Here is a 25477-nt window from a genome sequence, read left to right as displayed (position 1 = left end):
ACCTTCGGTCGCAACGTGGTGACAGCCGTGGCCTGGGGGGTCGGCGTGTCGATCGTGATCGTGCTCGTGAGCATCACCATCGTTCTCTGGGCCGTCGGGCTGGTGGCCCGCCGGCTGGTGCGCGGCCGGACCGGCGCACCCGTCGACGTCGGCGAACTCGACGCCTACGACGTCGCGTTCCTGGCCGGAGGCTATGCCCGGGTGGCCGACACGGCGCTCGCGTGGTTGCTCGATCGGCGGTGGATCCGGGTGGACCGGGACGGACGCGTCACGCCCGCGAAGACCGTCCGTCCGGACGCCCCCGCTCCGCGCTACGTGTTCGACGCGCTGGGTCGCGCGGGGGCGACCCGCCACGAGGTCGTCACCGCGCTGCGGAGTTCCGACTCGCCGGCCTTCGACGCCCAGTGCAGGCTGATCGCCCGCGGTCTCGTCGCCCCGCCCGGGATGCGCCTGGCGGCCTGCGTCCCGGGCGCGGTGATCTTCGCCGTCGCCCCGGTCGCGGTGGGCCTGGTGCTCACGAGGGTCGTCGAAGGGGTACCGGCGCTCGCGGCGATCCTGCTCGCGCTCGTCACCTATCGGATCGCCTACACACTGGTCACGCCGGTCCGGGAGACCGCCGCGGGACGAGCGACCCGCAGGGCCCTGGCCGCCGACGTGTCGTCGCACCGGGCCGGACGCCCCGTCGCGGCGACGACCACGGAGACCGCGTCGCTCATGGCGGTGCCCTGCCTCGGCCTCGCGGCCCTGCCGGACTCCCCGGCGCGCACCGTCCTCCTGAAGTCCGCCCGACAGTCGATTCACGCCCGCGTCATGGGGTTCGACGCGTCGATCGACGAACGCGGAATCCGGGACGAACCGTGAACGGGCTCGCCCAACCGACTCGACCCGGCGCGGCACGCGGGGAAACGTGACGATGCGTGGGCCGTCGTCGCGAGGAGAGGGAACTGCCTCTGACGCGCGGCGTACGGGCCTGGCTATGTTCCGATCGCAGGGTGCGTGACAGCCGTACACCAGGGGGTCGGCATGTCTTTCGCGACGTTGAGTCGGTGGGATCTGCAATACCCGGTCCTGTATCTCGCCGTCACCGGCTTCGGATGGGTCCTCGCGCTCGTGTGGCGTCGTCTGGCGCGCGGTCGGGTCGACCGCAACGCCGACCCGCACTCGATCGGCGGCCACGACATGGCGTTCCTGGCGGGCGGCGCGGCCCGGGTGGCGGACACGGCGCTCGCGGCGCTGCTCGAACGGGGCCGGATCAGGGTCGAGTCCGACGGGCACGTCACGGTCCTCTCCCACCCCGATGTCGGGAACGATGTCCACGACGACGATCCGGTCGAGTGCTCCGTGCTCGACGCGTTGCGCCGCGACGGAACGCGGAGCGGTGCCGTCGAGGCACTGCGCCGGCCCGACGCGCCGCTCGTCGCGTTGGAGGGGAGTCTGGTCGAGCGAGGTCTCGTCGTCGCGCCCGGGACCCGGCGACGGGCTCGAATCCCGACCTACGTGATGTTCGCCGTCGCGACCGGCGGAATCCTCTTGGTCGTGTTGCCCTCGGTGTTCGGGGACGGCCTCGGATGGGCGTCCACGTTCCTGCTCGCCCTGTCCCTCCCCGGCGTGTTCGCCATCGCGATCACGTTGGCGGAAGCGCCGGTTCGGGCGAGTGCCACGGGACGCCGGGTCGTGAAGGCGGTGCGCACCGACGTCAAGGCGCTTCGGGCCGGACGTCCGGCCGGCGGCGGAACGGCCGCGCGGGCCACGTCGCTCATGGCGGTCGCCTGTCTCGGCATCACCGCCCTGGAGCCTTCCGGGGCGCGTACGGCACTGCTGAAGGCGGCTGGACGGTCGGGCGACCACCAAGTCGAGTTCGCCTTCGACGTATGGAATTCCGAAAGCGGCTGCGCCGCCGACGGATGCGGCGGTTGTGGCGGATGCGGCGGTTGCGGATGCGGCGGCGATTGAGCGGACCGCGCCGCCCGTGTCGTGGCGGGGACCGCCGTGGCGGTCGACGACGCGGCCGATGCGGTCCCGCACCCGGTCAGCGGCGGCCGGTGGTCAGGACGACCAGGAACTGGCCGCCTCCCGCCTCGACGTCGGCGGTCACCGGCAGGCCCGGTACCAGTCGGGAGAACCGGTCCACCAGCCAATCCGCCGCCTCCCGAGCGTCCCGCGCGGTCGGACAGCGGCCCACGATCTCACGGCCCCCCTTGCGCTCCAGCCTCGCGGCAACGGCGAGCAACGGCGCGGGCTCGACCACGTACAGGCGCTCCGGCCAGGCGATGGCCACCTTGACCGCGCCCTTGCGGCTGTTGCACGCGCGGTGCGCGAGCCGCTCGGCGATCTTGGCCTTCCGGTCGGCGGTCCGACTGTCGACGCTGGGTCCTTGCGGGTCGTTCACCGACTTGTCGAGGTCCACGGGTTCGTCGCACACCCAGCACCGCCGGCCATCGCGTTCGGCCACGTCATCAAGAAGACTCATCCGAGCAAACTAGCCTGCCCGGCGACCGTCCCGGCACACCAGGACCTCGACGAAGCCTCGGCAGCGGGCACCGCGCGTGCGGACGGCGGGTACGGGTCCGGGCCGGGAGGCCGCCGTCAGCACACGGCGCCGGCCGCCCGTACCTCGGCGAGTGTTCGTCGCGCGAGTTCGCCGAAGGTGTCGCCGTTGGCTGCGTCCGTCCAGCGCTCGTAGGCGATCTTCCAGGCGAGTGCGCCCAGTTCGGCGGCCACGCGCGCGGCCAGGTCGGGAACGCCGCGGCGCTTGAGCGCGTCGGTCATCGACGCGGTGACGCGGAGTCCCTTCAACGCTTCGCGTTCCCGCAGTTCGGGGTTGGCGGCGATCGCCGCCGACCGCCGGGCGCCGAACTCGCGACGATCGGAGGTGAAGACCTCCGCGCCGATCACCTCCAGGGCATGCGCCACCGCTTCGAGCGGACCGGCTCCGGCCGGCGCCGCGTCGATCCCCTCGACGAGCAGTCCGCTCACGGCGCCCCCGCCGAAGAGCACTTCCCGCTTGTCCGGAAAGTGCCGGAAGAAGGTGCTCTTCGTCAGTCCGGCGCGCTCCGCGATCTGGATCACCGTCGTGTTCTCGTAGCCCCGTTCCTCGAACAGTTCAAGGGCGGCGACGACGAGTCGCTCGGATGCGTGGGGTTGCCATCGGGCCATGAGGACATCGTACGGGACTTGGTCCCGTGACTTGATGTACGGTGATGAGACCAAGTCCCATCACGCTTTCTCCTGGAGGTACGTATGAGCCGAGCCGTTGTCTACGAGACGTTCGGAGGCCCCGAGGTGCTGGAGGTGCGAGAGGTCGCGGAACCGCATGCCGGACCGGGCCAGATCCGCGTTCGCGTCACGGCAGCCGGTCTGAATCCCATGGACTGGGGGATCGCCGCGCAGCCCGAGGTGGCGGCCCGGTTCGGCGTCACCGTGCCATCCGGCTTCGGTTACGACTTCGCCGGGGTCGTCGACGAGGTCGACACCCGCGCCACGGGTTTCGCCGTGGGCGACCGTGTCCACGGCGGCGCGCTGGGCAGGGCCGTTGCCGATTTCGTGGTGGTCACCACGCCCACCGAGGCGGCCGAGCCGCTCTGGCACACGCCGGAGGGCATCGGCGACGAGGTGGCGGCCACGCTTCCGGTGGCCGGCATGAGCGCCGCCGCCGCGTTGGCGGTTGTGGAACCGCGCTCCGGCGACACCGTCCTGGTCGGCGGCGCCGCGGGCGGTGTGGGCGTGTTCGCCATACAACTCGCGAGGCTCACCGGGGCCAGGGTGATCGGGACCGCCGCGCAGAGCACGTTCGAGTTCCTGCGCCGGTTCGGTGTCGAGCCCGTGGCCTACGGCCCCGGATTGGCGGAGCGGGTACGGGCCCTGGCTCCGGAGGGTGTGACCGCGGCGACCGATTTGTTCGGCGTCGAGACCGCCGAGGCCGCGCTCGCGCTCGGTGTGCCGCCCGAGCGGATCTCCACGATCGCCGCGGGGCCCAACCCTCCCGGCGGCGTCCGCGCGACCGGCGGTTTCGACGCGGACCCGAACGCCATGGCGCGGATCACCGACGCGATCCTCGCCGGCGCGGTCACCGTACCGATCGCCGAGACCTTCCCGATCGAGCGGATCCGCGACGCGGTCGCCCTGCAGGCCGGACGCCACGTCCACGGCAAGATCGTGATCACGCCGGGACCCCGCCTCCGCTGAACGACGCGGCCGCGCTCCGCCCGGCGGAGCCCGCCGACGGGCGGTGTCGCCATGCGGGTTCCGCTCGCCCACCTCCCGCTATTCCAGTACTAGAATAGCGGCATGGACCGAAGCCTGACCGCTGCCGAACTGACGTTGCTCGGCCTTTTGGTCGAGCAACCCAGGCACGGCTACGAGCTGGAGGAGGTGATCTCCGAGCGCGGCATGCGCGAATGGACGGAGATCGGCTTCAGCTCCATCTACTACCTGCTGAACAGACTTCGAGAACGGGGCCTGATCACCCCGACCGATCCGACACGAGCCGCGGGCGGCAAGACGCGCAAGGTCTACACCGCGACCCCCGAAGGGCACCGCGAGTGCGCCGCCGCGGCCGAGGAGGCGATCGCGGAGCTGCATCCGGTGTTCCCACGCATCCTGGTGGGCCTGGCCAACGTCCCGGCCATCGACCGGGAGCGCCTGCTCTCCGCCCTCGATCGACGTTCCCGCGCGCTCGCCGAACGCGTCGAACACGTCCGCCGGGCCGCCACCGCGGACCGGGATGCCCCGGATTTCGTCCGCGCGATCTTCGACCACGCCCTCGGCCAACTGTCGGCCGAAGCCACGTGGCTGGCCGACTACCGGGCATCGCTCGACACACCACCCCACGACCGGAAAGGTGCGGCACGCATGACCCCGTACGACGTGAAGCGCGAGCACAAGGGGCTGTACGCGCCCAAGAACACCACGTGGGCCATCGTCGACGTTCCCGAACAGCAGTTCATCGCCATCGACGGCGCCGGGGATCCGAACACCTCACCCGCTTACGCCGACGCGGTCAGCGCCCTGTACGCGGTCGCCTACACCCTGAAGTTCGCCGCCAAGCGCACGGACGCCGGCGATTTCGTCGTCGCCCCGCTGGAGGGGCTGTGGTGGGCCGACCGGCCGGAAGTGTTCACCACCCGCGCCAAGGACAGCTGGAACTGGACGATGCTCATCGCCATGCCCCCCTGGGTCACGAAGAAGATGATCGAGGACGCCAAGGAGGCGGCCCTCGCGAAGAAGAAGCTGCCCACGATCTCCGAGGTACGACACCTGACGCTCCACGAAGGACCCAGCGCCCAGGTGCTGCACATCGGCCCCTACGACGACGAGGGCCCCGTCCTGCACGAACTCCACCACACCTACTTCGAAGCCAACGCCCTGCGGCACGGGGGTCTGCACCACGAGATCTACCTCAGCGACCCACGCAAGACCGCCCCCGAGAAGATGAAGACCGTCCTGCGCCAGCCGGTCGAACCCGTCGACCGCTGACGGAGCCATTGCCGGTACTCCGGGTGGAGCGCCCCATCGACAGCCGCGCGGCCGGACAGCCGGAATCGGCCGCGTTCCGCCCCCGCGTCGAGACCGGGGGGCGGAACGCGTTCGACGGATGCCGGGGGTGGGGGCGAGTCGGGTGCGTCGTGGTCCGGTTCTCGGTCCGACCGGACGTATCCGGTCGGCCTTCGTGCGTTCGGGCGGTGACCCCGTTGCGGATCACCGCCCGAACGCACGGGCGCCGCGGATCGGATCAGACGCGGGTACGGGGAGACGCTGTTGCCGGGCGCGTTCCGGGCGAACGTCCATGCCGCCACCGCGACGAGCCCCCACCACGGTCGTTCCACACACGCGCGTCGGCGTACCACCGGCGTGCCGGCCGACGAGGATCACATCGGACCCCGGCTCGAACTCCCCTACCGGCAAAGGAACTTGCTGCGTTCTTACATCCCGGTGCGGCTGTGGTTCCCGGGACGCGAGGGATGTGCGTAGCGTGATTCCCGCAACACGTACCGACACCAAGCATCGCGGCCGGGTCCTCGGCGACGTGGATCCGGGCATGCGTGCATTGCGTTCCCCACCATCTGAAAGGCATGACATGGGAACTCGAATCGGGCGCCTCACCAGGCTGATCGGCGCCTCCTCGCTCGCGGTGGCACTTGCCACCACCACCGGTCTGACCCTGACGAGCAGCGCCTCCGCGAACACGGAGGCGGCCGCCCCGACCACGAACGCGCGCGCCGCCGCCGTGGACATCTGGGGCTCCTCGATCGGTGCGGCTCGCAACGCCGACGGACGCCTCGAACTCTTCGGGGTCAACAGCGGCGACGCGATCTACCACCGCGCCCAGACCGCCATCGGCGGCCCTTGGGGTGGGTGGGCGCAATTCGACGGGGCGCTGCACGCGGTGGCCTCGGAGACCAATGCCGACGGACGGGTGGAGTTATTCGGGGTCAACAGCGGCGGGGCGATCTACCACCGCTGGCAGACCACCCCGGGCGGAGCCTGGTCGGGGTGGGTCCAATTCGACGGTGCGCTGACTTCGATCGCCGCGGCGCGCAACGCCGACGGGAGGCTCGAAATCTTCGGCGCCAACTCCAATGGCGCGATCTACCACCGCTCGCAGAGCCCCACCGCCCCCGGCGGCTGGTCCGGATGGGAGCAGTTCGACGGATCCTTGAACCAAGTGGCCGCCGAAACCAACGCCGACGGACGGGTCGAGTTGTTCGGCGTCAACAGCGGCGGGGCGATCTACCACCGCTGGCAGACCACCCCGGGCGGAGCCTGGTCGGGGTGGGTCCAATTCGACGGTGCGCTGAGCTCGATCGCCGCGGCGCGCAACGCCGACGGGAGGCTCGAAATCTTCGGCGCCAACTCCAATGGCGCGATCTACCACCGCTCGCAGAGCCCCACCGCCCCCGGCGGCTGGTCCGGATGGGAGCAGTTCGACGGATCCCTGAGCCAAGTGGCCGCCGAAACCAACGCCAATGGGCGGATCGAATTGTTCGGCGTCAACAGCGGCGGGGCGATCTACCACCGCGTCCAAGGTACGCCCGGCGGCAACTGGCAGGGGTGGCAGCAGTTCGACGGTGCGCTGCGGCCGTGACCTGACGATCCGCGCGACCACGGTGCCCGCCGCCCGGCGTCCGCACCGTGGTCGCGTGGCCGAGCAGCCCATCGCCGGCTCCGCGACACGGCCCACTCGCGGCATCGGCTTCCGCTTCCACCGCACCGCGGGACGGGCGGTTGTCCGTCTGCGAGAGTTGGCCCCTGCGGGCGGCGTCGGCCGGGGTTCCGCTCGAACGCGCACAAGGGAGTCGACGTGATACCGACCGAGGCGGACCTCACCGAAGCCGTGTACCGGGCCACCCGTGCCGCCGTCTCGGACCTGTTCCGGGAATACCCGGAACACGACTTCTACTACTGCGCGTTGGTCACGCCGGGCGAGGCCTTCGGCCCGTCCCTGTCGGCCTGGTCGACCCAGGCCCTGGCCACCGCGGCGGGCGAATCCGCGGCCGAGGCGGACATGTTGCGGTGGTCCTACGCGGACTCGCCCTTCTGCACCTATGGGGAGCGGCACCTCGCCCCGATCAGAAGCCTCTTCGACGCCCGACCGCAAGTCTTCGAACTCCCCGACGACGAGGGGGACGTCGAGTTCGAACTGCGCCTGCGCGCGATGGTCACGGCCATGGCCCGCCTCGACGCGGAAGGGCTCTTCGGCGGCGGCGAGCAACGCCTGTCCATCGTCGCCGTCGTCGAGGTCCCCGGCGACGATGCCGAAAACACCGCCCGCGCCCGCGCCTTGAACCCTCCCGCGGCCGCCGCCGCGTACGTGGCCGACAATTCGCCCGCGTCACCACTCCGAAGCTCCCGGTGACCATCACCGCGCCCGCACCCGCGGCAACACACGCCGGGGCGGCCGATACCCGCGTCGCGGGTGAACGCGACGCCCGAGCCGAGTCCGGTCCCGGGTCGGCGAAGATCCGTCAGGTGTCGCGGTCGATCGCTCTGCGGACGCCGTAGGCCGCGGCGCCGGCCGTGATCACGGCGGCTCCGGCGAGTACCGAGGCGAGCGGCAGGGCGAACGCCAGGACCAGGCAGCCCGACGTGCCGACGATCGGCACGATCCGGGCCGGGCGGCCCTCTTCGGGGGCGAGGGTCCAGGCGGCGGCGTTGGCGATCGCGTAGTAGGCCAACACGCCGAAGGAGGAGAAGCCGATGGCGCCGCGTACGTCCGTCGTGGCGGCCAGGACCGCGACGACGCAGCCGACGGCGAGCTCGGCACGGTGCGGGACGTGGAAGCGCGGATGCACGGCGGCCAGGGCATGCGGCAGGTGCCGGTCGCGGGCCATCGCCAGGGTGGTACGGGAGACGCCCAGGATCAGCGCCAGGAGCGAACCGAGGGCGGCGACGGCGGCGCCGACCCGGACCACGGGGGCCAGGCCCGGGACACCCGCCGCGCGGACCGCTTCGACCAGCGGCGCGGCGGCGTCGGAGAGTCGATCCGGCCCCAGCACCAGCAGGACGGCGACGGCGACCGCCGCGTAGACCACGAGGGTGATGCCGAGGGCCGACGGGATCGCGCGGGGGATGGTCCGCTTCGGATCCCGGACCTCTTCGCCCAGCGTGGCGATGCGCGCGTACCCGGCGAAGGCGAAGAACAACAGCCCGGCGGCCTGCAACACCCCGCCCGCGGAGGTGTCCGCACCGACATCCAGCCGCGTCGCGACCACGGAGCCCGACGTCAGGCACACCACGACCACCGTGGCCAGCACCGCCAGGACGACCGCGACCACCGCCCGGGTCAACAGCGCGGACTTCCGCACGCCCGCGTAGTTCACCGCCGTCAGCACCACCACCGCGGCGACGGCGACCGCGTGCGCCTGTTCGGGCCACACGTACGAGCCGACCGTCAGCGCCATCGCCGCGCACGAGGCGGTCTTGCCGACCACGAAGCCCCACCCGGCCAGGTATCCCCAGAAGTCGCCGAGCCGCTCGCGCCCGTAGACGTACGTGCCGCCCGACTGCGGGTAGCGGGCCGCCAACCGCGCCGAGGACGTCGCGTTGCAGTACGCCACCACCGCCGCCAGCGCCAGGCCGAGCAGCAGTCCGGATCCGGCCGCCGACGCGGCCGGGGCCAGCGAGGCGAAGATCCCGGCCCCGATCATCGAGCCCAATCCGATCACCACGGCGTCGGACACGCCCAGACGCCGTTCCAGACCTCCCCCGCCGGCGGGCGCCGCGGACGTACCCATCACTCACTCCTCGACGACGACGGCCGCAGGGAGCCGATGGAACGGGCACTTCGACAGCGGTGCACGATATCGGAAGGGGATGTCGCACGGATGACGACGAGGGGAACTGCGGGAGCCGGGCGGCCGGGGCTCGGCGCGAGGCGGATGCGGGCGGCGCCGCCCCCGGTGGCCGTGGAGCAGCGGCGCCCCCGCAAGCCCACGAGCAGCGTGTGCACGTCCGAGGCGGTCGACGGGGTGCGCCGTGGTCCGCCGGGACCTCGGTGACCACGCCGCCGAGGCCGAACAGCGCCCGCAGGCCGAGCACCGGTACGGATTCGCCGCCGACATCGCGCCGACCCACATGCCGGGCAGGGCCGACCGGTCCGGGGACTCGGGTCCAATGGCCCTGCCCGGGTCCCGGCAGGGCGGGCAGTGTTCGAGGCACGGGCCGGCAGGCGATCGTTCGGCCCCGGGAAAGGGGAGTCGACCGTGACCGCGCACGTGGGAGCAACACCGATCGTCGTCGGCGTCGAGCACACCGACGCGGGCCGCCTCGCCGTGGTCTGGGCCGCCGACGAGGCCGCCCGCCGAGGCCTGCCGCTGCGCCTGGTGCACGCGCTCGACTGGCCGATCGGCGCCGACCGTCACCCCGAGTCGAACCCACACCGCCTGACCTGGGGCGAACGTTTCCGCGCGACCGGCGTCCGAGCCCTGGACGAAGCCCGCGAGTCGGTCGCGACCCGCCACCCTCGGCTGAGCACCGAGTCGGTCCTGGCGGATGGACCGCCCGTGGCCGCGCTGCGCGAACACTCCCGGGACGCGGCGATGATCGTGCTCGGCTCGCGCCGCCTGTCCACGGCCGCGGAGATGTTGACCACCGGCGGAATCGCGGTACCGATCGCCGCGCACGCGACCTGTCCGGTCGTCGTCGTCCGAGAGCCCGAGCACACGAGCGGCGAGCCGCCGACCATCGTGGTCGCGGTGGACGGGGCGCGGCATTCCGAACCGGCCGTGGCGTACGCCTTCGACGAGGCGGCCCGGCGCGGCGCCACGATCGTGGCCGTCAACGTCCGTCAGATGTCCGGCGGGTTGTTGGCCGGGCTGCGGATGCGCGAGGAGATGCAGGAGGGCCGGCTGCGGCTCGCCGAGACACTCGCCGGATGGACGGAGAAGTACCCGAGCGTGCCGGTACACCGCGAGGTCGCCGTGGGACACCCGGTCGCGGTCCTGCGCGAGGCCGCCGAGCACGCGCTGTGCCTGGTCGTCGGCTCGCGCGGGCGCGGCGGCTTCGCGGGTCTGCTGCTCGGCTCGGTCGGTCAGGGCTTGATCCACCACGCTCGCTGCCCGCTGGTGATCGTCCCCACCTCGGCGGACGAGACGTCCGCCGACCACGACTGAGCCCCGGCCGAACCGGGCATCGGCGCACGGTCGGCCTCGACGTCCCACCCCCACCCCCGCCTCTCACCTCCTCTCACCTCCTCGAAGGGAATCCCCGCCATGACCCGGGAATCGACCCCCCGTCCGGCTCCGCTCCAGGGGCACGTCGTCGTCGGCTTCGACGGCTCCCCCGGCGCCGAACGAGCGGTGGACCTGGCCGCCGACGAGGCCGCCCGACGACACACCATCCTCGAGGTGCTGCACGCCCTGGAATGGGTCGAAGTCGCCGGCGGCGACGACCGCTTCGGGCAGCAGCTGCGCGAGAACGCCCGCGCGATCGTCGACCGAGGCGCCGACCGCGCACGCGCCAGGCACGAGGGCCTGCCGGTACTCGCCACGGTCGAACTCGCCAACGCCATCGACGCGTTGGAGGCCGCGAGCGACCGCGCCGCCCTGCTCGTCGTCGGCAGCCGAGGGATGGGCGGCTTCGCCGGTCTCCTGATGGGCTCGGTCAGCCTCCCCGTCTCGGCGGCGGCCCGCTGCCCGATCCTGGTCGTCCACCCCGACCACGACACCGCCGCCGACCGTCCGGCGAAGCCGATCGTGGTCGGCGTCTCCGCCGACGACTGCGGCCCCGCCCTGGAGGCCGCCTTCGCCCAGGCAGCGGCCCGGAACCTGCCCGTACGCGCCATCCACGCGTGGCGCTACCCCGCGTCGATGGCCGGCGGCCTGGCGTTCGCCCCGGCCGTGTCGATCATCGACGACTGGCGCACGATGGCGGAAACCACCCTGATCACCGCCGTCAAGCCCTTCCGCGACAAGCACCCGGACGTCCCCGTCACCGAGGACGCCGTCCTGGACACCGCCGCCCACGCCCTGATCACCGCAAGCGCCGACGCCGACCTCCTGGTCCTCGCCGCCCACCGCCCCACCGGCCGCTTCGGCCCCAACCTGGGCCGAGCCATCCACACAGCCCTACACCACGCCCACTCCCCCATCCTCCTCATCCCCACCCACAACCACCCCGAGCCCACCAAGACCCAAAACCCCGAAGAAACCCCCTGAATCCCACCCACACCCCCAACCCACGACCCCCGGGACACCGCATATGCGGAACCGCATCCTCGACCCGGAGTTGGCGTGCGAGACCGCTGCGGCGGCGTGCGGTGAGGCCGGCAGGGATCCCGCCCGCTTCGCCGCACGCGGCTCACCTCATACCAGCGTCGCGATCCACAGCACCAGGCCGAAGGTCGCGATGGCAACGCCGACCCGGGTCAGGACGGCCAGTCGCACCGCCGCTTGACGTGCGTCATCCGCCTCGTTGTGCACCTCGACATCGTTGAGTTGCGCCCGACATCCGACCAGGCGAGGGGCGGCCCCGTCCACGAGCAGCGAAAACGTCAGCGCCTCGTCCTTCTTCAAAAGCCTGGGCGGGATGAGGAGTTCGCTGCCCGCGGTGCTGCTCGGGCAGGGGCTACTGGTGGCCAGGACGGCGAGGATGGGCTCCCCCACATCGATGCCGATCGGTTGATTCCCGTCGAACGCACCGCGCAGGATGTCTCGACGTCCCGTGTTGGCCACCCGTACCTGGACCACGTGCGGATGGACCAGAATCTGCGTCCCCCAGCTCACGGCGAGAGTGGGTACGACCGCGGGCAGCGCGCTCATCAAGGCCGTGGCGGACGGCATTCCATAGACCAACCGGAGCCTGGGGTGAGCCGCGTGCAACGAGGCCCAAGTACTGATGGCAGCCGTTATCGTCCCCACGACGAGAGCGACTACGGGCAGAAACGATTCTGATTCCCAAATTTCGCCGGCGGAGATCATCGCAACCTCGATCCGATCGACGCGGAACGGTGTGGAAGTTCTTGGGACAGGGTGCCCGCCGTCCCTCGAGAAGTCTTCCGAACGCGGTGAACGAGACCGACTTGTAGTACCCGGGGAATATCTTTCGGGGCATTCTCGAGTTCGGCACCGCCAAGCGCCGGCGAGGTGGATACTGGCCGACATCGGAAGCGCCGCCGACGGTGCGCCAGGGGTGACGTTTGCCATCCGTCGGATCGGCACCATCGAGCTGGAAGTGCATGCAGTCTGCACCTTTCGGGGCGGGGGTCCCATGGAAATCGATTCCATGATCGTTTCACCGGTCGATCCACAACGACCGCCGGCCGGCGGAGCATTGCGATGAAGAGCCTCATGAAAAGGCTCGCGAGCTTGAAAATCCTTTCCTTGGTCCTGATCGGCGCGGTGATCGCCGCCCTTTACGTGCTCGTGACACGAAGCGATTCGTCCGACGGCCGCGGCGGCACCGTCGCCGGCGACTCGGCGCGTCCCACCCACGCCCCACCTTCGCCTTCGCCCCCTCCGCCCACTCCCGCTCCGCCGACCACCGAGCCCCCGCCCTCGCCCTCGTCCTCGTCCTCGACCACCCCACGACCGACCGACCCACCGAGCACGAGGACGACGGCCTCCGCGCCGATCGGCGTCCGCATCGCGAGTGTGACTTCCGCCGACGGTCTGCCCGGGATGGGGAGCCACGCGACGGTGCGTATCACGCTGGACGCCACGCCCGTCCCCGAGGGTTCCTCACTGTGGTTGGTGGCGAAAGTACCCAATATCGGGTCACCGCCCAGTACCAGGTTCTACGCGAAGGCACCCGTACCGACCACACCGGGCGATCACGAGCTCCCGTTGGACCTGAGCGGCGCCCAGGTCGGGACCAGTCGAGACCTGCTCGTAGTCCTGGCCGATGCCGCGGCCACACCGTCGCTGGCGGAGAACCAGGCGAACGACGGCACGACCTCATGGGACATCCATCGCACGGCCCTGCCGCAGGGCGCCCGCCCGGTGGCCACCCAATCGGTGTCGAAGACCCGGGCCTGATCGCGGTTCGGCAAGGACGCCGCGCACGACCGACGGCAACCGTTCAACCCTCCGAGGGGACGCGATGACCACTTCGGACGACTCGGCCCCGACCAGGCTCGACCTCGAGTATTTTCACCGGAATTTCGAGGCGTTCACAACCAGCGTGTGCAGCTTCATCCGCGGGAGCAAACAAAGGAACAGTGTTCGGTTGGTGCTGTTCTGCCTGTTCGCCGAAGGACACGTACTGCTCGAGGATCGCCCCGGAGTCGCCAAGACGTCCCTGGCGAAATCAATCGCGCAGTCCGTGAAGGATGTGGTGCTGCATCGAATTCAATTCACTCCCGATCTCATGCCGTCCGATGTGACCGGAACGATGGTGCCGGTCGACCCTCTCGGTCGATGGGCGAAATCCGAGCGGGAGGTGACTCGCTTCACTTTTCGTAAGGGGCCGATCTTCGCCAACATCGTGATCGCGGACGAACTCAACCGAGCCTCACCCAGGACACAGGCCGCGCTCCTGGAAGTCATGGCGGAGAGCCAGGTGACCGCCGACGGCCAAGACCATCGTGTGCCCGATCCCTTCCTGTGTATCGCGACGCAGAATCCCGTCGATCAAGCCGGAACATACGCACTTCCCCTGGCCCAGATGGACCGCTTCATGATGCGCCTCGACCTCGGCTACCCGGACCGGGACGCGGAGATGTCGATCATCGCGGATGCCGCTCGGCGAAGAGATTCCGGGGCGCTTCCCCAGGTCGTCGATCGACACCAACTCCTGGAAATGATCGATATCGTGCGCCATGTCGTCGTGAACGAGGAAATAAGATATTACGTCGTCGACATTGCCGCCGCCTCACGCGAACATCCGGGCATCGAGGTGGGGATGAGCCCCCGTGCGGGGATCGCTCTCACCTTGGCGGCCCAGGCGCGCGCGGCCAGTCGAATGAGTCCGATGGTAACGGCGGACGACATCAAGGCTCTGACCGTGCCGGTCCTGGCACACCGCCTGGTCCCTCGTGTGAACAGCGAAGGTCGGGCGCCTGATCCGAGCAATCTCGTTCGGGACGTCGTGGCGTCGGTCCCCCCTCCCGATGGCTGGGGGACGAGGTATCGCCGATGACATACGTCGGGAAAATTACCGCGGTCCTGGTCGTGTTGTTCGTCGCGGTCGGCTCGTGGGTCGGGGCACCGGAGTTGATCATGCTCGCCGAAGTCGCTCTCTTGGGCCTGCTCGGCGCGTTGCTCCTGGTGTCGACGACCCTGTACCGGCGACCCCGAATCGACTGGGAACTGCAATCGACAGCGGTGGAGACGGGTGAAGCAGTCACCGTGGAGATGACCGTGCGCAACCCCGGCCGGCTACGATCACCCCCCTTGACGGCGCAGTTGCGCGGTCTCCCCTCGGGGCCGATGTCGATCCGTCTCCCGGCAACACCTCGCCGCTCCGAGGAGCGCGTGGTCGCGGCCCTACCCACCGACCGCCGCGGTCGCTTCGTGGTGGAACCGCCGACGCTGCTGATCGGTGACCCGCTCGGGCTGTTGCGCACGGTGCGCCGGAGTGGTCGATCATCCGTGCTGTGGGTGCACCCGCGGGTGCAGTTCCTCAACACCGCTCTTCGCGGAACGTCGGCCGAGGGAACGGACGTCGCCGCATCGTCGATGCGCCAGGGAGGATCGGTCTTCCACTCCTTGCGGACATACCAAGACGGCGACGATCGGCGCTCGATCGACTGGGGGGCGACGTTGCGTACCGGCGGCCTCGGGCCGCTGATCGTGCGGCACTTCGTGGAATCCGAACAGTCCGGACGGCTCGTCGTGCTGGACACCGGCCCGGCCGTCCCTCCCGGCGCCCTCTTCGAGGAGGCCGTCCAGGTGGCCGCCTCACTGAGCGTCGCCGCGATTCGGGCACACGGATACGTGTCGTTGTGCACCACCGGGCCGGTCGAATCGTCGGGTGATCAAGACATCGACACACCGCCACGGGCGAGTTCGATTCTGGATCGACTGGCCGTCGTCGGTCCCGGCACCGACGGGGGTGGTCTGGAGCGGTTGCCTGCTCTGATCGCACGGCACCACCCCGACGTGCTTCTCGTAGTCACCGGCGGCAAGTCGCCGGGACCGCCGACGCACGTGGTTCGGGCCTGGTCCGACCGGCGCTCGTGTCTGATCGTCAAGATGGGCGACCACTCCCGACCGTCGATCCATCACACGGGATCGATGACCGTATGCCGGGCTCGCACCGCCCGAGAGTTCGCCGCGCTGTGGAACGGCCCGGCGTGAACCGGCGCGCCGATCGTCCGGGAGTCGCGTCGTGGTCGTGGTCTTCGGCCGGTGCCATCGGTTTTTCCCTTCTCGCCACCATCGCGGCCTGTGGCGTCTATGGCGGCTTCTTCGACGGCGACGGCTACCGCCCACCTCTCGCCGCCGCGTCCCTATCGGGGGCGCTCACCGGTTGGCTGTTGTTCGTGTGTCGTTCGCGGTGGTCGAGATGGCGGGGCGGCCTGGCCGGCGCAGGCGTGGTGGGTTCGGGTCTGCTGACGTTGATCGTCGTGGTGCGCACGATGGGCGACCACGACGAACCGCGCTCCGGGTCGCCGATACTCCGAGAAGGCACAGCCTTCACGCACGACTTGACCGGCGGCTGGGCCCGCATGTTGACCGTGATGTTGCCCGCCGATGTCGACGCCGATCTCTTGACCACACCCGCCGTCGTCACCTGGTTGTCCGCCTTCTGCGCGGCAACGTTGGCCCTGCGGCCCACGACTCGTTTGGCGGCGGGTCTGCCGCCGCTCGTCGCGTTCGGGATCGCGTTGCTGCTGGTCGCGCCCGAACCTGGAACCTACTTGATGCCCGCGACGATACTCGCGGGTGCCGTCGGTCTGTTGCTGATCGGCCGTGCTCCCGGGACTCCGTTCGTGAGGGCCACGAGTCAGGGGGCCGACCAGTCGGTGACACGCGCGCGCCGCGTGCGAGCGGTGGCATATCTGGCGCTCGTCCTCGCGTCGGCCCTGGCGGCGGGGGCGCTGATCCCTGCCCCGGTAGAGCACGAGCGGCTGGATCCCCGCCGCTGGTACGCGCCCCGCGTCGAACTGCCCGACGCGGCCACTCCCCTCGCCCGAATCGTCGCCGAACGCCAGGAGAAACCGGCCCGCCCGCTCTTCACGGTCTCTCTACGAGGTCCGGGTGCCGCCCGTGTTCAACGCGTCCGCAGCGTGACTCTGGAAGAATACGACGGGTCGGTGTGGCGTACCCACCAGACCTTCACCGCCACCACCGGCACAATTCCCGTCGATCCCGCACTCGCGTCGGATGCGTCGGTCACCGCCAGGGTGTTCCTCCATCAGTTCGCGGGCCCCTTTCTGCCCACGGTCGGGAACACCACGCACGTCGTCATGCGCGGCGAGGACACCGAGGGCCGGCTCGCGATGGGGGCCGAGTCGGGCAGCCTCCTCCTGCCGAACGTCTCCTCGACGCACGGCGAGTACGAACTGACCGCGAGGATTCCGAGTCCGGTGGACGACCAGCCCCGCGTCGGCGCCGACGTGGCCGCCTACACACCTCCCCCGGACACACCGGACGCTCTCGCGGAGACCGCACGCAACCACGTCGCGAACCGGGACACGCCCCGTGCCCGACTGGCGGCGCTGCAGGAGTACGTGCGTTCACTCCCGGAGGACGATCAGGCTCCCCCGGGCACGACGTATCGACAGTTGGTCGACCTGACCGGCACGTCCCCCGACATCGCGACCGGTGGAAACGTCGCCCAGCACGCGGCTCTGTTGGCGGTACTGGCTCGTTCACAGGGGTTCTCGGCGCGGGTGGCCGTCGGCTACCGTCTGCGGCCTCCGGTCGGCGGCAGTACGACCGTCACCACCGCCGATGCCACCACCTGGGTCGAGATCCGCACCGAGCGATTCGGTTGGGTGGCCTTCGACGCCGAAGGACGCACCACCGTCCCGCCGCGCACCACGCGGGAACCCGTACCGCCGTCGACCCGGGTGGTCCCACCGTCGGCACCCCCGAGCCCACCCTCCGCCGGCCCCGGCGCATCGTCCCGGAACGGGTATCCGTCGTCCCATGCCGTGACCCGGGTATTGATCGCGACGATGTGGCTGCTCGTAGCGTCGGCCGTCGCCGGTATCGGCTCGGCCGCGCTTGCCGTATCCGCTCTCAAAGCCCGGCGCAAACGTGTTCGGCGCCGCGCGAGGTGCCCACGCGATCGTATCCTCGGGGCTTGGCTCGAGGTTCGCGATTGTCACACCGACCGTGGCCTCGTCCTGCCGACCGGCGCAACCGCGCTCGAACTCGTCGCCCACTTGAGGGAGATGCCCCTCCGCATCGACCGACCGGATCGGCGCGCATACCTCGAAGCGTTCGAGCAGATGGCGGCGATGATCAGTGACGTCGTCTACAGCGACGATCCCGTCGAGCCACGACGAGTCGCCCGGGCCTGGACGTTGGAGCGCGACATCCGATACAGGCTCCTTCCTCGTCGACGCTCCCGTATCCGGGTTCGTCTGACGCCACGGTCACTTCGGCGACTCCCACGAGCACATGACGGTCGACGTGGCCGCCATCGCACCGATGAACCTCTCACCGCCCGTCCGGACCCGTCGACAGGGGTGCCATGACGCGCCGATCCCGACCCGCCGCAGCGCACGACGCTCCCGAGGGAACCCTCCGAGCCACTACCCTCGCCCACCGCCGCCACGGTGATCGGCGCAGGGTCGTGCCCGGCCGACTCGCGAAGGTCGTCGCCGCTTGCGCGGTCGTCACCCTGGTCGTGGCGGCCTTGGCTCCGAACCACCGCGGCCATCCCGGGACTCGGGTGCGGTTGGGCTCCGGAGCGCTGTGGTTGGCATCGAACCATCCGGCACAGGCGACCCTGTTGGACGGCGCTTCCGTCCGTGTCACCACGAACATTGCCTTCCGTTCCGACGGGGACGATCGTGTTCGCACCGCCCAACTGGGCACGACCGGCTATGTCGTCGGCCCACAGGGTGGCGTCACCCGCATCGACGGGGCCACGGGCCGTCTCACCGTCGGGGCCGACCCATGGCCGGAGTCCGGCCCAACGGAGTTGCGGGTCACCCCGACCGCGCTGTACATCATCGACACCCGCGGTGGTCGGTTCGCCACCGTGAACCCCGAAACGTTGAAAGCCATCGGGCCCGTCACGTACAGCTCGACGCGCGGGGCGGAACAGACCGTGACGCTCGTGGACACCGGTGGCCGCGGAACTCCCGGAGCGGGTCCATGGTTTGTCGATCGGTCGTCCGGATCGATCTGGACCGCGTACACCGGCGGCCCGACGGAAACGGGAGCGGGCCCCGGCGCACGCATCACCACCGCGGCAGACCGCCCGGTCGTCGTCGACCCGGCGGGCCGTCGGGCGATTCCACTCGCCCCCGATACAGGCGTTCCGAGCGGCCCGAGCATCGAACTTCCCGGTGTTGACGCAGGTGATGACATCACCGTGGGGACCTCCGACGCACCACACGTGCTGATCACGAGCAAGGCTTCCGGACATCTGTTGTCCTGTTCCACGACCGCCGAGCGGCGTTGCCATGCGGCGGTGTTGGTCGACGAGCCGGGCTCGGACGTGTTCGGGATCCCCGTGGAGGTGGACGGGAGGGCGTACATACCCAACCTCACACGCGGGACCGTCTCGATCGTGGAACTTCGCGGCGACGGCACCATGGGGGCCGTCCACACAGTCCCCCTGACCGCCGCCGGCACCGACGTGGAACTCGCAGTCCGCGACGGCCTCGTCTTCTTCAACGAGCCCGATGCCGATCTGGCCGGAATCATCGATCCCACCGGACGCGTGCGCACCGTCGCGAAGCGCGGCACGGCCACCGCGTCGGCCGCCACGACACCGAGCACCGCGCTTTCGTCCGACACCTCATCCGCATCACGCCCACCCACGACAGCCGGCCCCCGCACGGCGACGGCTTCGGAGTCGAGTGCTCGGAAGACACCCCCACCGGGAATCACAGGTACGGCCACCACTCCGACGGGAGGCAAACCCGGGAACAGCCCCGGCAAGGCGACCTCGACGCCGCGGGCTCCCGGCGGAGACAAGCCCGGGTATACCCCCGTCAAGACATCCCTCACGCCGCAGACGCCGACTTCACGGGGACCATCGGCTTGTCCGGCCGCCGGGTCGGGGGTTCGTGTACCGGTCGAACAGATCAACGGTGGTGGAGGGTACGACTTTTGCGACACGGTGGTCCTGGACAGCAGAGACCCGATCCACAACAAGGGCCGACTGGACACCAGTGGTCGCGTATCGGGAACGCTGCCCAGGGGGCAGAGCCTGGCCATCATCACCGTTCCCGAACGCGCCGGTTGCGACACGAACGGAGTTCACGGCCAGGGGACCTACTACCACCTCGTCACCGTCGGACGGGAAGGATCCTGGCACGGAACCCAGTTCGCCACCTGGCCGGCGTCGGTCACGCTCCGGATCACCTACTACGTCGTCATCGCGCCCGATACGGTGCTGAACACCTTCATTCACAACGAATCGGCGCGCGCCAACGGCGACAAGAATCCGGGTGCCCCGTCGATCACCGGCATGACCAAGCTCGCCACTTTCGCATGGCAGGGCCACTCGACGCTGCCTCCGAAATGTTGAACGCCATTGCGTTCCATTGCAGTTCGGGAACGCCCCCTGATTCGCAACCACCAGCGGTCGGGGCGCGGGTTGTGGTGTCTGTCGGGTTTGCCGTCAGGTGCCGCAGGTGCAGGTCGTGGTGGGTGATGGGGCGTTCGGGGGCTCGACCGGGCAACAGGTGTCGGTGTCCGGTGTCGGGGGCTTGCCCATCCGGTCGGCGTCGGCCTTGACGACGTAGACCTCCCACGGCTCCTTGCCCGGGCCGTGAACCCACACCTTGTCCTGGAGGGCGTAGCAGCAGGAGGTGTCGTTCTCCTCGAACGTGGCGAGTCCGGCGTCCTTGAGGCGGGTGGTGGCGGCGGTGACGTCGTCGGTGGAGCCGACCTCGACGCCGAGGTGGTCGAGGCGGGTGTCCTGGCCGGCCTCGCCCTCGATCAGGACGAGCTTCAAGGGTGGGTCGGTGACGGCGAAGTTGGCGTAGCCGGGTCGGCGCTTGGCGGGCTCGACGCCGAACAGCCTGGTGTAGAAGGCCACCGAGGCTTCGAGGTCGGCGACGTTGAGCGCGAGTTGCACACGGGACATGACGACAGTCTCCCATCGGCTTGTATCGATGTCGGTCGATACAAGCTTGCGCGCTGCATCGAAGAATGTCAACATAGAGGAATGTCGAAACAGGAACTCGTGGTACTCGGCCGGGACACCGAGGGATGTTGCCCCACGCTGCTGACCGCCCCGCTGGACGAGGACCGGGCCGTCGACCTGGCGCGGGTGTTCAAGGCGCTGGGCGACCCGGTGCGGCTGCGTCTGCTGTCGATGATCGCCTCCCGCGCGGGCGGGGAGATCTGCGTCTGCGATCTCACCCCGGCGTTCGATCTGTCCCAGCCGACGATCTCCCACCACCTCAAGCTGCTGAAGCAGGCCGGGCTGATCGCCTCCGAACGGCGCGGGACATGGGTGTACTACCGGCTCCTGCCCGCCATGACCGACCGCCTCGCCGCGATCCTCACCCGCCCCGCCGGCGACCCCCTCCCCGAACCCGCCTCCGCTCCGGTCGGCGCGTGAGCGCCCCGGCCGCGACCCCGGCGGGACCGGTCGCCGGGCGACTGTCGTTCCTCGACCGTTTCCTCGCGGTGTGGATCCTGATCGCGATGGCCGCCGGCCTCGGCCTGGGCCGACTCGTCCCCGGCCTGGGCGACGCGCTCGCGAAGGTGACGGTCACCGGGGTCTCGTTGCCGATCGCGCTCGGCCTGCTGGTGATGATGTATCCGGTGCTCGCGAAGGTCCGCTGGGACCGGCTCGACACCGTCACCCGCGATCGTCGGCTGCTCCTGCCGTCCCTGGTCCTGAACTGGATCGTGGGCCCGGCGCTGATGTTCGCCCTCGCGTGGCTGATGCTGCCCGACCTGCCCGAGTACCGCACCGGCCTGATCGTCGTCGGCCTGGCCCGCTGCATCGCCATGGTGATCATCTGGAACGACCTCGCCTGCGGCGACCGTGAGGCCGCCGCCGTCCTGGTCGCGCTCAACTCGGTGTTCCAGGTGATCGCCTTCGCCGCACTCGGCTGGTTCTACCTCGACGTGCTGCCCGGATGGCTCGGCCTGGAACGCACCGCGCTGGACGTGTCCGTGTGGGAGATCGCCCGCAGCGTGCTGATCTTCCTCGGCATCCCGCTCCTGGCCGGGTTCCTCACCCGCCGCCTCGGCGAGAGGGCCCGCGGCCGGACCTGGTACGAGACCAGGGTGCTTCCCAGGATCGGCCCGTTCGCCCTGTACGGGCTCCTGTTCACCATCGTCGTGCTCTTCGCCCTCCAGGGCGACGCCGTCACCTCCAAACCGTTCGACGTCGCCCGGATCGCACTGCCCCTGCTCGCCTACTTCGCGCTGATGTGGGGCGGGTCCATGGCCGTCGGACGCGCGGTCGGCCTGGACCACGCGCGGGCCACGACACTGGCGTTCACCGCCGCGGGCAACAACTTCGAACTCGCCATCGCGGTCGCCATCGCCACCTTCGGCGCCGGCTCCGGACAGGCCCTTGCCGGAGTCGTCGGACCGCTCATCGAGGTGCCGGTGCTGATCGGCCTGGTGTACGTCGCCCTCGCCGCCCGGCGACACTTCCCCCCACCCACCGCGACCGTCGCCCCGGAAGGTCCCGCCCGTGTCTGAACTCGCCACACCATCCGTGCTGTTCGTATGCGTCCACAACGCCGGACGGTCCCAGATGGCCGCCGCCTGGCTCACTCACATCGCCGGTGACCGTGTCGAGGTGCGCTCCGCCGGATCCGCGCCCGCCGACGCCGTGAATCCGGCCGCCGTCGCGGCGATGGCGGAGGTCGGCATCGACATGTCCGCCCGAACGCCGAAGATCCTGACCACGGAGGCGGTCCGCGCGTCCGACGCGGTGATCACCATGGGTTGCGGCGACACGTGCCCGATCTTCCCCGGCAAGCGATACCTCGACTGGAGGCTCGACGACCCGGCCGGACAGGGTGTCGAGGCCGTACGGTCGATCCGCGACGAGATCGAACGACGCGTCCGCGCCCTGCTCGCCGAACTCGGCGTCGAGGCGGCCTGACAGGCGCCCCCCGTCGGCCGTCCACGCCGGCGTCGGCGTGGACCGCACACCGACGATCGCCTTCCGATTGTGGATTCTCACGGCGCGAGCCGAGGCGTCTTGTTCCCTCCCGGGCGGGTGCGGCAAGGTGTTCGGGGCCGACGACCCCTCGGCGGTACGGTCCGGGGTCCGTCGCGCCGACGTGATCGTGCGATGCCGGGGCGGTCTTCGCGCCGTCCCGGTTCGAATCGCGGACCGGGGGTGACGCGTCGTGACCGTCGGGTCCGTGGCCGCCACGCTGTCCGTCCTGGTGGCGTGTTGGGCGTTGGTGTACGGCGTGTGCGCGCTCGTGGTCTCCTCCGGAGTGCGCACCCGGGAGTACGTCGCGACCCGTCTCGTGCGTTCGGGCGTGAACGGATACGAGGCCGCCCGAATCGTCGGCGGCACCGTGCTGGTCGACCGGCTGGTACTGCTGCGGCTGCACGCCCTGGGACGCGTGCACGTCTCGCGCGAGGGCGTCGTCACGCCCGTGGCCACCCGCGAGACGCGGCCCTCGGGCGATCCTCTCGTGCGCGCCGCCGCGCTCTTCCCGCTCTCGCGGCTCCTGCCGGACGAGGGCTACAAGCCGTACGAGTTGGGCGAGCACGCCCCCTACGCCGCCGTTCGTGACACCCACGTCCGTCTTCTCTACGATCTGCGCGCGAACGACGCCCCACCGTCGCGCCAGGCCGCGGAGGCCGCCATCTGGATGGCGAGCTTCATGATGGGTGGGTGCCTGCTCACCGTGCCGGGCGCGGCGGCGCTGAACGCGCATTCCGTCCACCCCGCCCTGCGTGTCGCCTGGGTCGTCCCGTTCCTGCCGGCGCCCTGGCTGCTCGCCCGGTTCGCCCTCGCCTCCCTGCCGGCGGCCAACGACGCGTCCGAGTTGGTGGACCACTGCTGCCGGCGGCTCGAGCGGGATCGAGCGGGGTTGGACCGGGACGTGGAGGCGATCCTGACCTCCCACTCGTATCGTCCGGTGGTGTCCGTGCCGCCGAACGGCGAGGGATGCGGCGGCGGGTGCGGCGACATCGACTACGACTGACCGAACGCCACGCGTCGTCGCGCCGCCTGCTCACGGCCGTCCGGAATCAGCGAAGGCCGGTCGGCGTTGGCAGCTACCGACGCGAGGCCCGCGCCGGCCGCGCCCCGGTCGTACCGGGACGCGCGCCCTGCCGGCGGATGAACCACCGAAGGACACATGAGCACAGAGCGATTCCACATCTCGGTCCCCGGCCACGTGCTCGACGACCTGCGCGAGCGGCTGGTACGCACTCGGTTCACCACCGCGACGAACGCGGCGCGTCGGCCGGCCGGGGTCGATCCCGGCGAGCTGCGCGAACTCGTCGCGTACTGGGCGGACGGCTTCGACTGGCGGGCGGCCGAGGCCCGACTGAACGCGTACCCGCACTTCCGTGCCGAAGTCGACGGCCGCAAGGTGCACTTCGTGCACATGCGCGGCAAGGGCCCGGACCGAGGACCGGCGCCGCTGCCGCTGGTCCTCAGCCACGGATGGCCGAGCAGCTTCGTGGAGATGTTGCGGATCGCCGAACTGCTGACCGACCCGGGCGCGCACGGCGAAGACCCGGCGGACGCGTTCGACGTGGTGATCCCGTCGCTGCCCGGGTTCGCCTTCTCCGAGCCGCCGAGCGGCCCGTTCACGCGGCGCGCCGTCGCCCGGACGTGGCACGCGCTCATGACCGACGTGCTCGGCTACCCGCGCTTCGGTGCCGAGGGCGGCGACATCGGCGGCGGGGTCACGCAGTGGCTCGGCGCGCTGTTCCCGAACGAGGTGGCCGGCGTGCTGGTCACCTCGTCGGTGGTCCCGACCGACTTCGGCGCGGCGCCGCCGACGCCCGAGGAGCAGCGGTTCCTCGACGCGCTGGCCGTGTACGACGCGGCCGACGGCGGCTACAGCGCGATCATGTCCACCCGCCCGGACACCGTCGCGGCCGCGCTGATCGATTCCCCGGCGGGACTGCTGGCGTGGATCGTGGACAAGTACCGCGACTGGAGCGACTGCGGCGGCGACGTGGCGACGCGCTGGGACCGCGACACGCTGCTGACGGTGGCCACGCTCTACTGGACGACCGGGTCGATCGGCACGTCGTTTCGCGAGTACCACGACTGGCCGCACGACCGGCCGGTGCCGCCGATCACCGTGCCCGGCGCCGTGACGCTGAGCAACGAAGCGGCGTTCCGCGGAATGCCACGCGGCCTCGCCGAACGCACCTTCACCGACCTGCGGCAGTGGCACACCCCCGAACGCGGCGGGCACTTCATGGCCCACGAGGAGCCCGAGCAACTGGCGCGCGACCTACGGGACTTCTTCCGACCGCTGCGGAAGCAGGACCGGTAGGGCCTCGTCGGGTCGGGATGGGTGGTGGTGCGCCGCCGCAAGCGGCCTCAGGCGCGTTTTCCGCCGGGGAGGCGGTCGGTGAACGTGCCGCCGCGGAGGTCCTGTTCGCGTTGGTGGGCGACGACCTGGTCGACCAGGATGGCGATGTGCGGGTCGTCGAGGACGTAGATCCGGCGGCGGCCCTCTCGGCGGGAGCCGACCATGCCGGCCTGCTTGAGCTTGGCGAGGTGTTGACTGACCGTGGCGACCGTGCCGCCGACCTTGTCCGCGATGGTGCCCACGTCGCTCTCGCCCTGGGAGAGCAGCCACATGATCTGGAGGCGGTTGGTCGCGGCCAGCATGCCGAAGGTCGCGGCGGCCTGCTGGAGGGTGCGGGCGTCGAGAGGCCGGCACGCGTCGTCGGCGGCGGGGGTATCGGTCACGGTCGGGCGTCTCCGGGTAGGGCGCGAAAGTAGC

The 25477-nt window shown here is 70.6% G+C and carries 24 protein-coding genes; 18 read left to right on the top strand and 6 right to left on the bottom strand.

Annotation, left to right across the window (positions count from 1 at the left end):
• The first annotated feature begins 15 nt into the window (after positions 1 to 15).
• Positions 16 to 861 (top strand): TIGR04222 domain-containing membrane protein, encoded by an 846-nt coding sequence (locus tag EMA17_RS17555; protein ID WP_160161441.1) that lies wholly within the window; start codon positions 16 to 18, stop codon positions 859 to 861.
• A gap of 162 nt (positions 862 to 1023) precedes the next feature.
• Positions 1024 to 1953 carry a TIGR04222 domain-containing membrane protein gene (locus EMA17_RS17550; RefSeq protein ID WP_126637988.1) on the top strand — a complete coding sequence of 310 codons (930 nt, stop codon included), beginning with the start codon at positions 1024 to 1026 and terminating at the stop codon, positions 1951 to 1953.
• Positions 1954 to 2029: 76 nt separating this feature from the next.
• Here the strand turns inward: EMA17_RS17550 and EMA17_RS17545 are convergent, their stop codons facing one another.
• Both EMA17_RS17545 and EMA17_RS17540 read right to left on the bottom strand, forming a co-directional pair.
• On the bottom strand, positions 2030 to 2470 hold the full coding sequence (locus EMA17_RS17545; RefSeq protein ID WP_126637987.1) for a hypothetical protein: 441 nt from the start codon (positions 2468 to 2470) through the stop codon (positions 2030 to 2032).
• A 116-nt stretch (positions 2471 to 2586) separates the two neighbouring features.
• Positions 2587 to 3156 (bottom strand): TetR/AcrR family transcriptional regulator, encoded by a 570-nt coding sequence (locus tag EMA17_RS17540; protein ID WP_126637986.1) that lies wholly within the window; start codon positions 3154 to 3156, stop codon positions 2587 to 2589.
• 84 nt (positions 3157 to 3240) lie between these two features.
• Here EMA17_RS17540 and EMA17_RS17535 point away from each other — a divergent pair, with 84 nt between their 5' ends.
• The 4 genes from EMA17_RS17535 (at position 3241) to EMA17_RS17520 (ending at position 7855) form a co-directional block, all read left to right on the top strand.
• Positions 3241 to 4185 (top strand): NADP-dependent oxidoreductase, encoded by a 945-nt coding sequence (locus tag EMA17_RS17535; RefSeq protein WP_126637985.1) that lies wholly within the window; start codon positions 3241 to 3243, stop codon positions 4183 to 4185.
• Between the two features lie 102 nt (positions 4186 to 4287).
• A complete protein-coding gene (locus EMA17_RS17530) occupies positions 4288 to 5475 on the top strand; it encodes a GyrI-like domain-containing protein (RefSeq protein ID WP_126637984.1) in 1188 nt (395 codons plus the stop codon).
• 601 nt (positions 5476 to 6076) lie between these two features.
• Positions 6077 to 7084 (top strand): PLL family lectin, encoded by a 1008-nt coding sequence (locus EMA17_RS17525; protein WP_246126737.1) that lies wholly within the window; start codon positions 6077 to 6079, stop codon positions 7082 to 7084.
• A gap of 216 nt (positions 7085 to 7300) precedes the next feature.
• Positions 7301 to 7855 carry a DUF4303 domain-containing protein gene (locus EMA17_RS17520; protein WP_126637983.1) on the top strand — a complete coding sequence of 185 codons (555 nt, stop codon included), beginning with the start codon at positions 7301 to 7303 and terminating at the stop codon, positions 7853 to 7855.
• 109 nt (positions 7856 to 7964) lie between these two features.
• Here the strand turns inward: EMA17_RS17520 and EMA17_RS17515 are convergent, their stop codons facing one another.
• A complete protein-coding gene (locus EMA17_RS17515; protein WP_126637982.1) occupies positions 7965 to 9233 on the bottom strand; it encodes an APC family permease in 1269 nt (422 codons plus the stop codon).
• Between the two features lie 468 nt (positions 9234 to 9701).
• On the opposite strand from EMA17_RS17515, the gene EMA17_RS17510 reads away from it, so the two are divergent.
• Both EMA17_RS17510 and EMA17_RS17505 read left to right on the top strand, forming a co-directional pair.
• Positions 9702 to 10610 carry a universal stress protein gene (locus tag EMA17_RS17510; protein ID WP_126637981.1) on the top strand — a complete coding sequence of 303 codons (909 nt, stop codon included), beginning with the start codon at positions 9702 to 9704 and terminating at the stop codon, positions 10608 to 10610.
• A 99-nt stretch (positions 10611 to 10709) separates the two neighbouring features.
• Positions 10710 to 11654 (top strand): universal stress protein, encoded by a 945-nt coding sequence (locus EMA17_RS17505; protein ID WP_126637980.1) that lies wholly within the window; start codon positions 10710 to 10712, stop codon positions 11652 to 11654.
• 147 nt (positions 11655 to 11801) lie between these two features.
• Here EMA17_RS17505 and EMA17_RS17500 read toward each other — a convergent pair whose 3' ends face one another.
• Positions 11802 to 12278 (bottom strand): hypothetical protein, encoded by a 477-nt coding sequence (locus tag EMA17_RS17500; RefSeq protein WP_126637979.1) that lies wholly within the window; start codon positions 12276 to 12278, stop codon positions 11802 to 11804.
• An 855-nt stretch (positions 12279 to 13133) separates the two neighbouring features.
• On the opposite strand from EMA17_RS17500, the gene EMA17_RS17490 reads away from it, so the two are divergent.
• From EMA17_RS17490 to EMA17_RS17470, 5 genes are all read left to right on the top strand, one after another.
• Positions 13134 to 13472: a hypothetical protein gene (locus EMA17_RS17490; RefSeq protein ID WP_126637978.1), complete on the top strand. Its 339-nt coding sequence runs from the start codon at positions 13134 to 13136 to the stop codon at positions 13470 to 13472.
• A 64-nt stretch (positions 13473 to 13536) separates the two neighbouring features.
• Positions 13537 to 14574 carry an AAA family ATPase gene (locus EMA17_RS17485; RefSeq protein ID WP_126637977.1) on the top strand — a complete coding sequence of 346 codons (1038 nt, stop codon included), beginning with the start codon at positions 13537 to 13539 and terminating at the stop codon, positions 14572 to 14574.
• A complete protein-coding gene (locus EMA17_RS17480; protein ID WP_126637976.1) occupies positions 14571 to 15734 on the top strand; it encodes a DUF58 domain-containing protein in 1164 nt (387 codons plus the stop codon). The genes EMA17_RS17485 and EMA17_RS17480 overlap by 4 nt, the downstream gene beginning before the upstream one ends.
• Entirely contained in the window at positions 15731 to 18085 is a 2355-nt protein-coding gene (locus tag EMA17_RS17475) for a transglutaminase-like domain-containing protein (RefSeq protein WP_160161440.1), read from the top strand. The genes EMA17_RS17480 and EMA17_RS17475 overlap by 4 nt, the downstream gene beginning before the upstream one ends.
• Before the next feature lie 224 nt (positions 18086 to 18309).
• On the top strand, positions 18310 to 20094 hold the full coding sequence (locus EMA17_RS17470; protein ID WP_126637974.1) for an NHL repeat-containing protein: 1785 nt from the start codon (positions 18310 to 18312) through the stop codon (positions 20092 to 20094).
• A gap of 93 nt (positions 20095 to 20187) precedes the next feature.
• On the opposite strand, the gene EMA17_RS17465 is transcribed toward EMA17_RS17470, so the two are convergent.
• Positions 20188 to 20655 carry an ArsI/CadI family heavy metal resistance metalloenzyme gene (locus EMA17_RS17465; protein WP_126637973.1) on the bottom strand — a complete coding sequence of 156 codons (468 nt, stop codon included), beginning with the start codon at positions 20653 to 20655 and terminating at the stop codon, positions 20188 to 20190.
• An 81-nt stretch (positions 20656 to 20736) separates the two neighbouring features.
• On the opposite strand from EMA17_RS17465, the gene EMA17_RS17460 reads away from it, so the two are divergent.
• The 5 genes from EMA17_RS17460 (at position 20737) to EMA17_RS17440 (ending at position 25021) form a co-directional block, all read left to right on the top strand.
• A complete protein-coding gene (locus EMA17_RS17460; protein ID WP_126637972.1) occupies positions 20737 to 21135 on the top strand; it encodes an ArsR/SmtB family transcription factor in 399 nt (132 codons plus the stop codon).
• Positions 21132 to 22235 carry an ACR3 family arsenite efflux transporter gene (gene arsB / locus EMA17_RS17455; RefSeq protein WP_126637971.1) on the top strand — a complete coding sequence of 368 codons (1104 nt, stop codon included), beginning with the start codon at positions 21132 to 21134 and terminating at the stop codon, positions 22233 to 22235. The genes EMA17_RS17460 and arsB overlap by 4 nt, the downstream gene beginning before the upstream one ends.
• Positions 22228 to 22644, top strand: a complete 417-nt coding sequence (locus EMA17_RS17450) for an arsenate reductase ArsC (protein WP_126637970.1) — start codon at positions 22228 to 22230, stop codon at positions 22642 to 22644. Before arsB ends, EMA17_RS17450 begins: the two co-directional genes overlap by 8 nt.
• Positions 22645 to 22894: 250 nt before the next feature.
• Positions 22895 to 23707 (top strand): hypothetical protein, encoded by an 813-nt coding sequence (locus EMA17_RS17445; protein ID WP_126637969.1) that lies wholly within the window; start codon positions 22895 to 22897, stop codon positions 23705 to 23707.
• Between the two features lie 156 nt (positions 23708 to 23863).
• Positions 23864 to 25021: an epoxide hydrolase family protein gene (locus EMA17_RS17440; protein WP_126637968.1), complete on the top strand. Its 1158-nt coding sequence runs from the start codon at positions 23864 to 23866 to the stop codon at positions 25019 to 25021.
• Between the two features lie 47 nt (positions 25022 to 25068).
• On the opposite strand, the gene EMA17_RS17435 is transcribed toward EMA17_RS17440, so the two are convergent.
• On the bottom strand, positions 25069 to 25443 hold the full coding sequence (locus tag EMA17_RS17435; RefSeq protein ID WP_246126736.1) for an ArsR/SmtB family transcription factor: 375 nt from the start codon (positions 25441 to 25443) through the stop codon (positions 25069 to 25071).
• Between the last annotated feature and the right edge of the window lie 34 nt (positions 25444 to 25477).

This window comes from Embleya hyalina (genome assembly GCF_003967355.1).
GTDB lineage: Bacteria > Actinomycetota > Actinomycetes > Streptomycetales > Streptomycetaceae > Embleya > Embleya hyalina.
This window is presented reverse-complemented; position numbering and strand designations above follow the sequence as displayed.

Excerpts from the sequence above, each read along its gene's own strand:
- EMA17_RS17550 (WP_126637988.1), top strand. The coding sequence starts at position 1,024 with ATGTCTTTCGCGACGTTGAGTCGGTGGGATCTGCAATACCCGGTCCTG.
- EMA17_RS17545 (WP_126637987.1), bottom strand. The coding sequence starts at position 2,470 with ATGAGTCTTCTTGATGACGTGGCCGAACGCGATGGCCGGCGGTGCTGG.
- EMA17_RS17540 (WP_126637986.1), bottom strand. The coding sequence starts at position 3,156 with ATGGCCCGATGGCAACCCCACGCATCCGAGCGACTCGTCGTCGCCGCC.
- EMA17_RS17535 (WP_126637985.1), top strand. The coding sequence starts at position 3,241 with ATGAGCCGAGCCGTTGTCTACGAGACGTTCGGAGGCCCCGAGGTGCTG.
- EMA17_RS17530 (WP_126637984.1), top strand. The coding sequence starts at position 4,288 with ATGGACCGAAGCCTGACCGCTGCCGAACTGACGTTGCTCGGCCTTTTG.
- EMA17_RS17525 (WP_246126737.1), top strand. The coding sequence starts at position 6,077 with ATGGGAACTCGAATCGGGCGCCTCACCAGGCTGATCGGCGCCTCCTCG.
- EMA17_RS17515 (WP_126637982.1), bottom strand. The coding sequence starts at position 9,233 with ATGGGTACGTCCGCGGCGCCCGCCGGCGGGGGAGGTCTGGAACGGCGT.
- EMA17_RS17505 (WP_126637980.1), top strand. The coding sequence starts at position 10,710 with ATGACCCGGGAATCGACCCCCCGTCCGGCTCCGCTCCAGGGGCACGTC.
- EMA17_RS17500 (WP_126637979.1), bottom strand. The coding sequence starts at position 12,278 with ATGCCGTCCGCCACGGCCTTGATGAGCGCGCTGCCCGCGGTCGTACCC.
- EMA17_RS17485 (WP_126637977.1), top strand. The coding sequence starts at position 13,537 with ATGACCACTTCGGACGACTCGGCCCCGACCAGGCTCGACCTCGAGTAT.
- EMA17_RS17480 (WP_126637976.1), top strand. The coding sequence starts at position 14,571 with ATGACATACGTCGGGAAAATTACCGCGGTCCTGGTCGTGTTGTTCGTC.
- EMA17_RS17465 (WP_126637973.1), bottom strand. The coding sequence starts at position 20,655 with ATGTCCCGTGTGCAACTCGCGCTCAACGTCGCCGACCTCGAAGCCTCG.
- EMA17_RS17460 (WP_126637972.1), top strand. The coding sequence starts at position 20,737 with ATGTCGAAACAGGAACTCGTGGTACTCGGCCGGGACACCGAGGGATGT.
- EMA17_RS17440 (WP_126637968.1), top strand. The coding sequence starts at position 23,864 with ATGAGCACAGAGCGATTCCACATCTCGGTCCCCGGCCACGTGCTCGAC.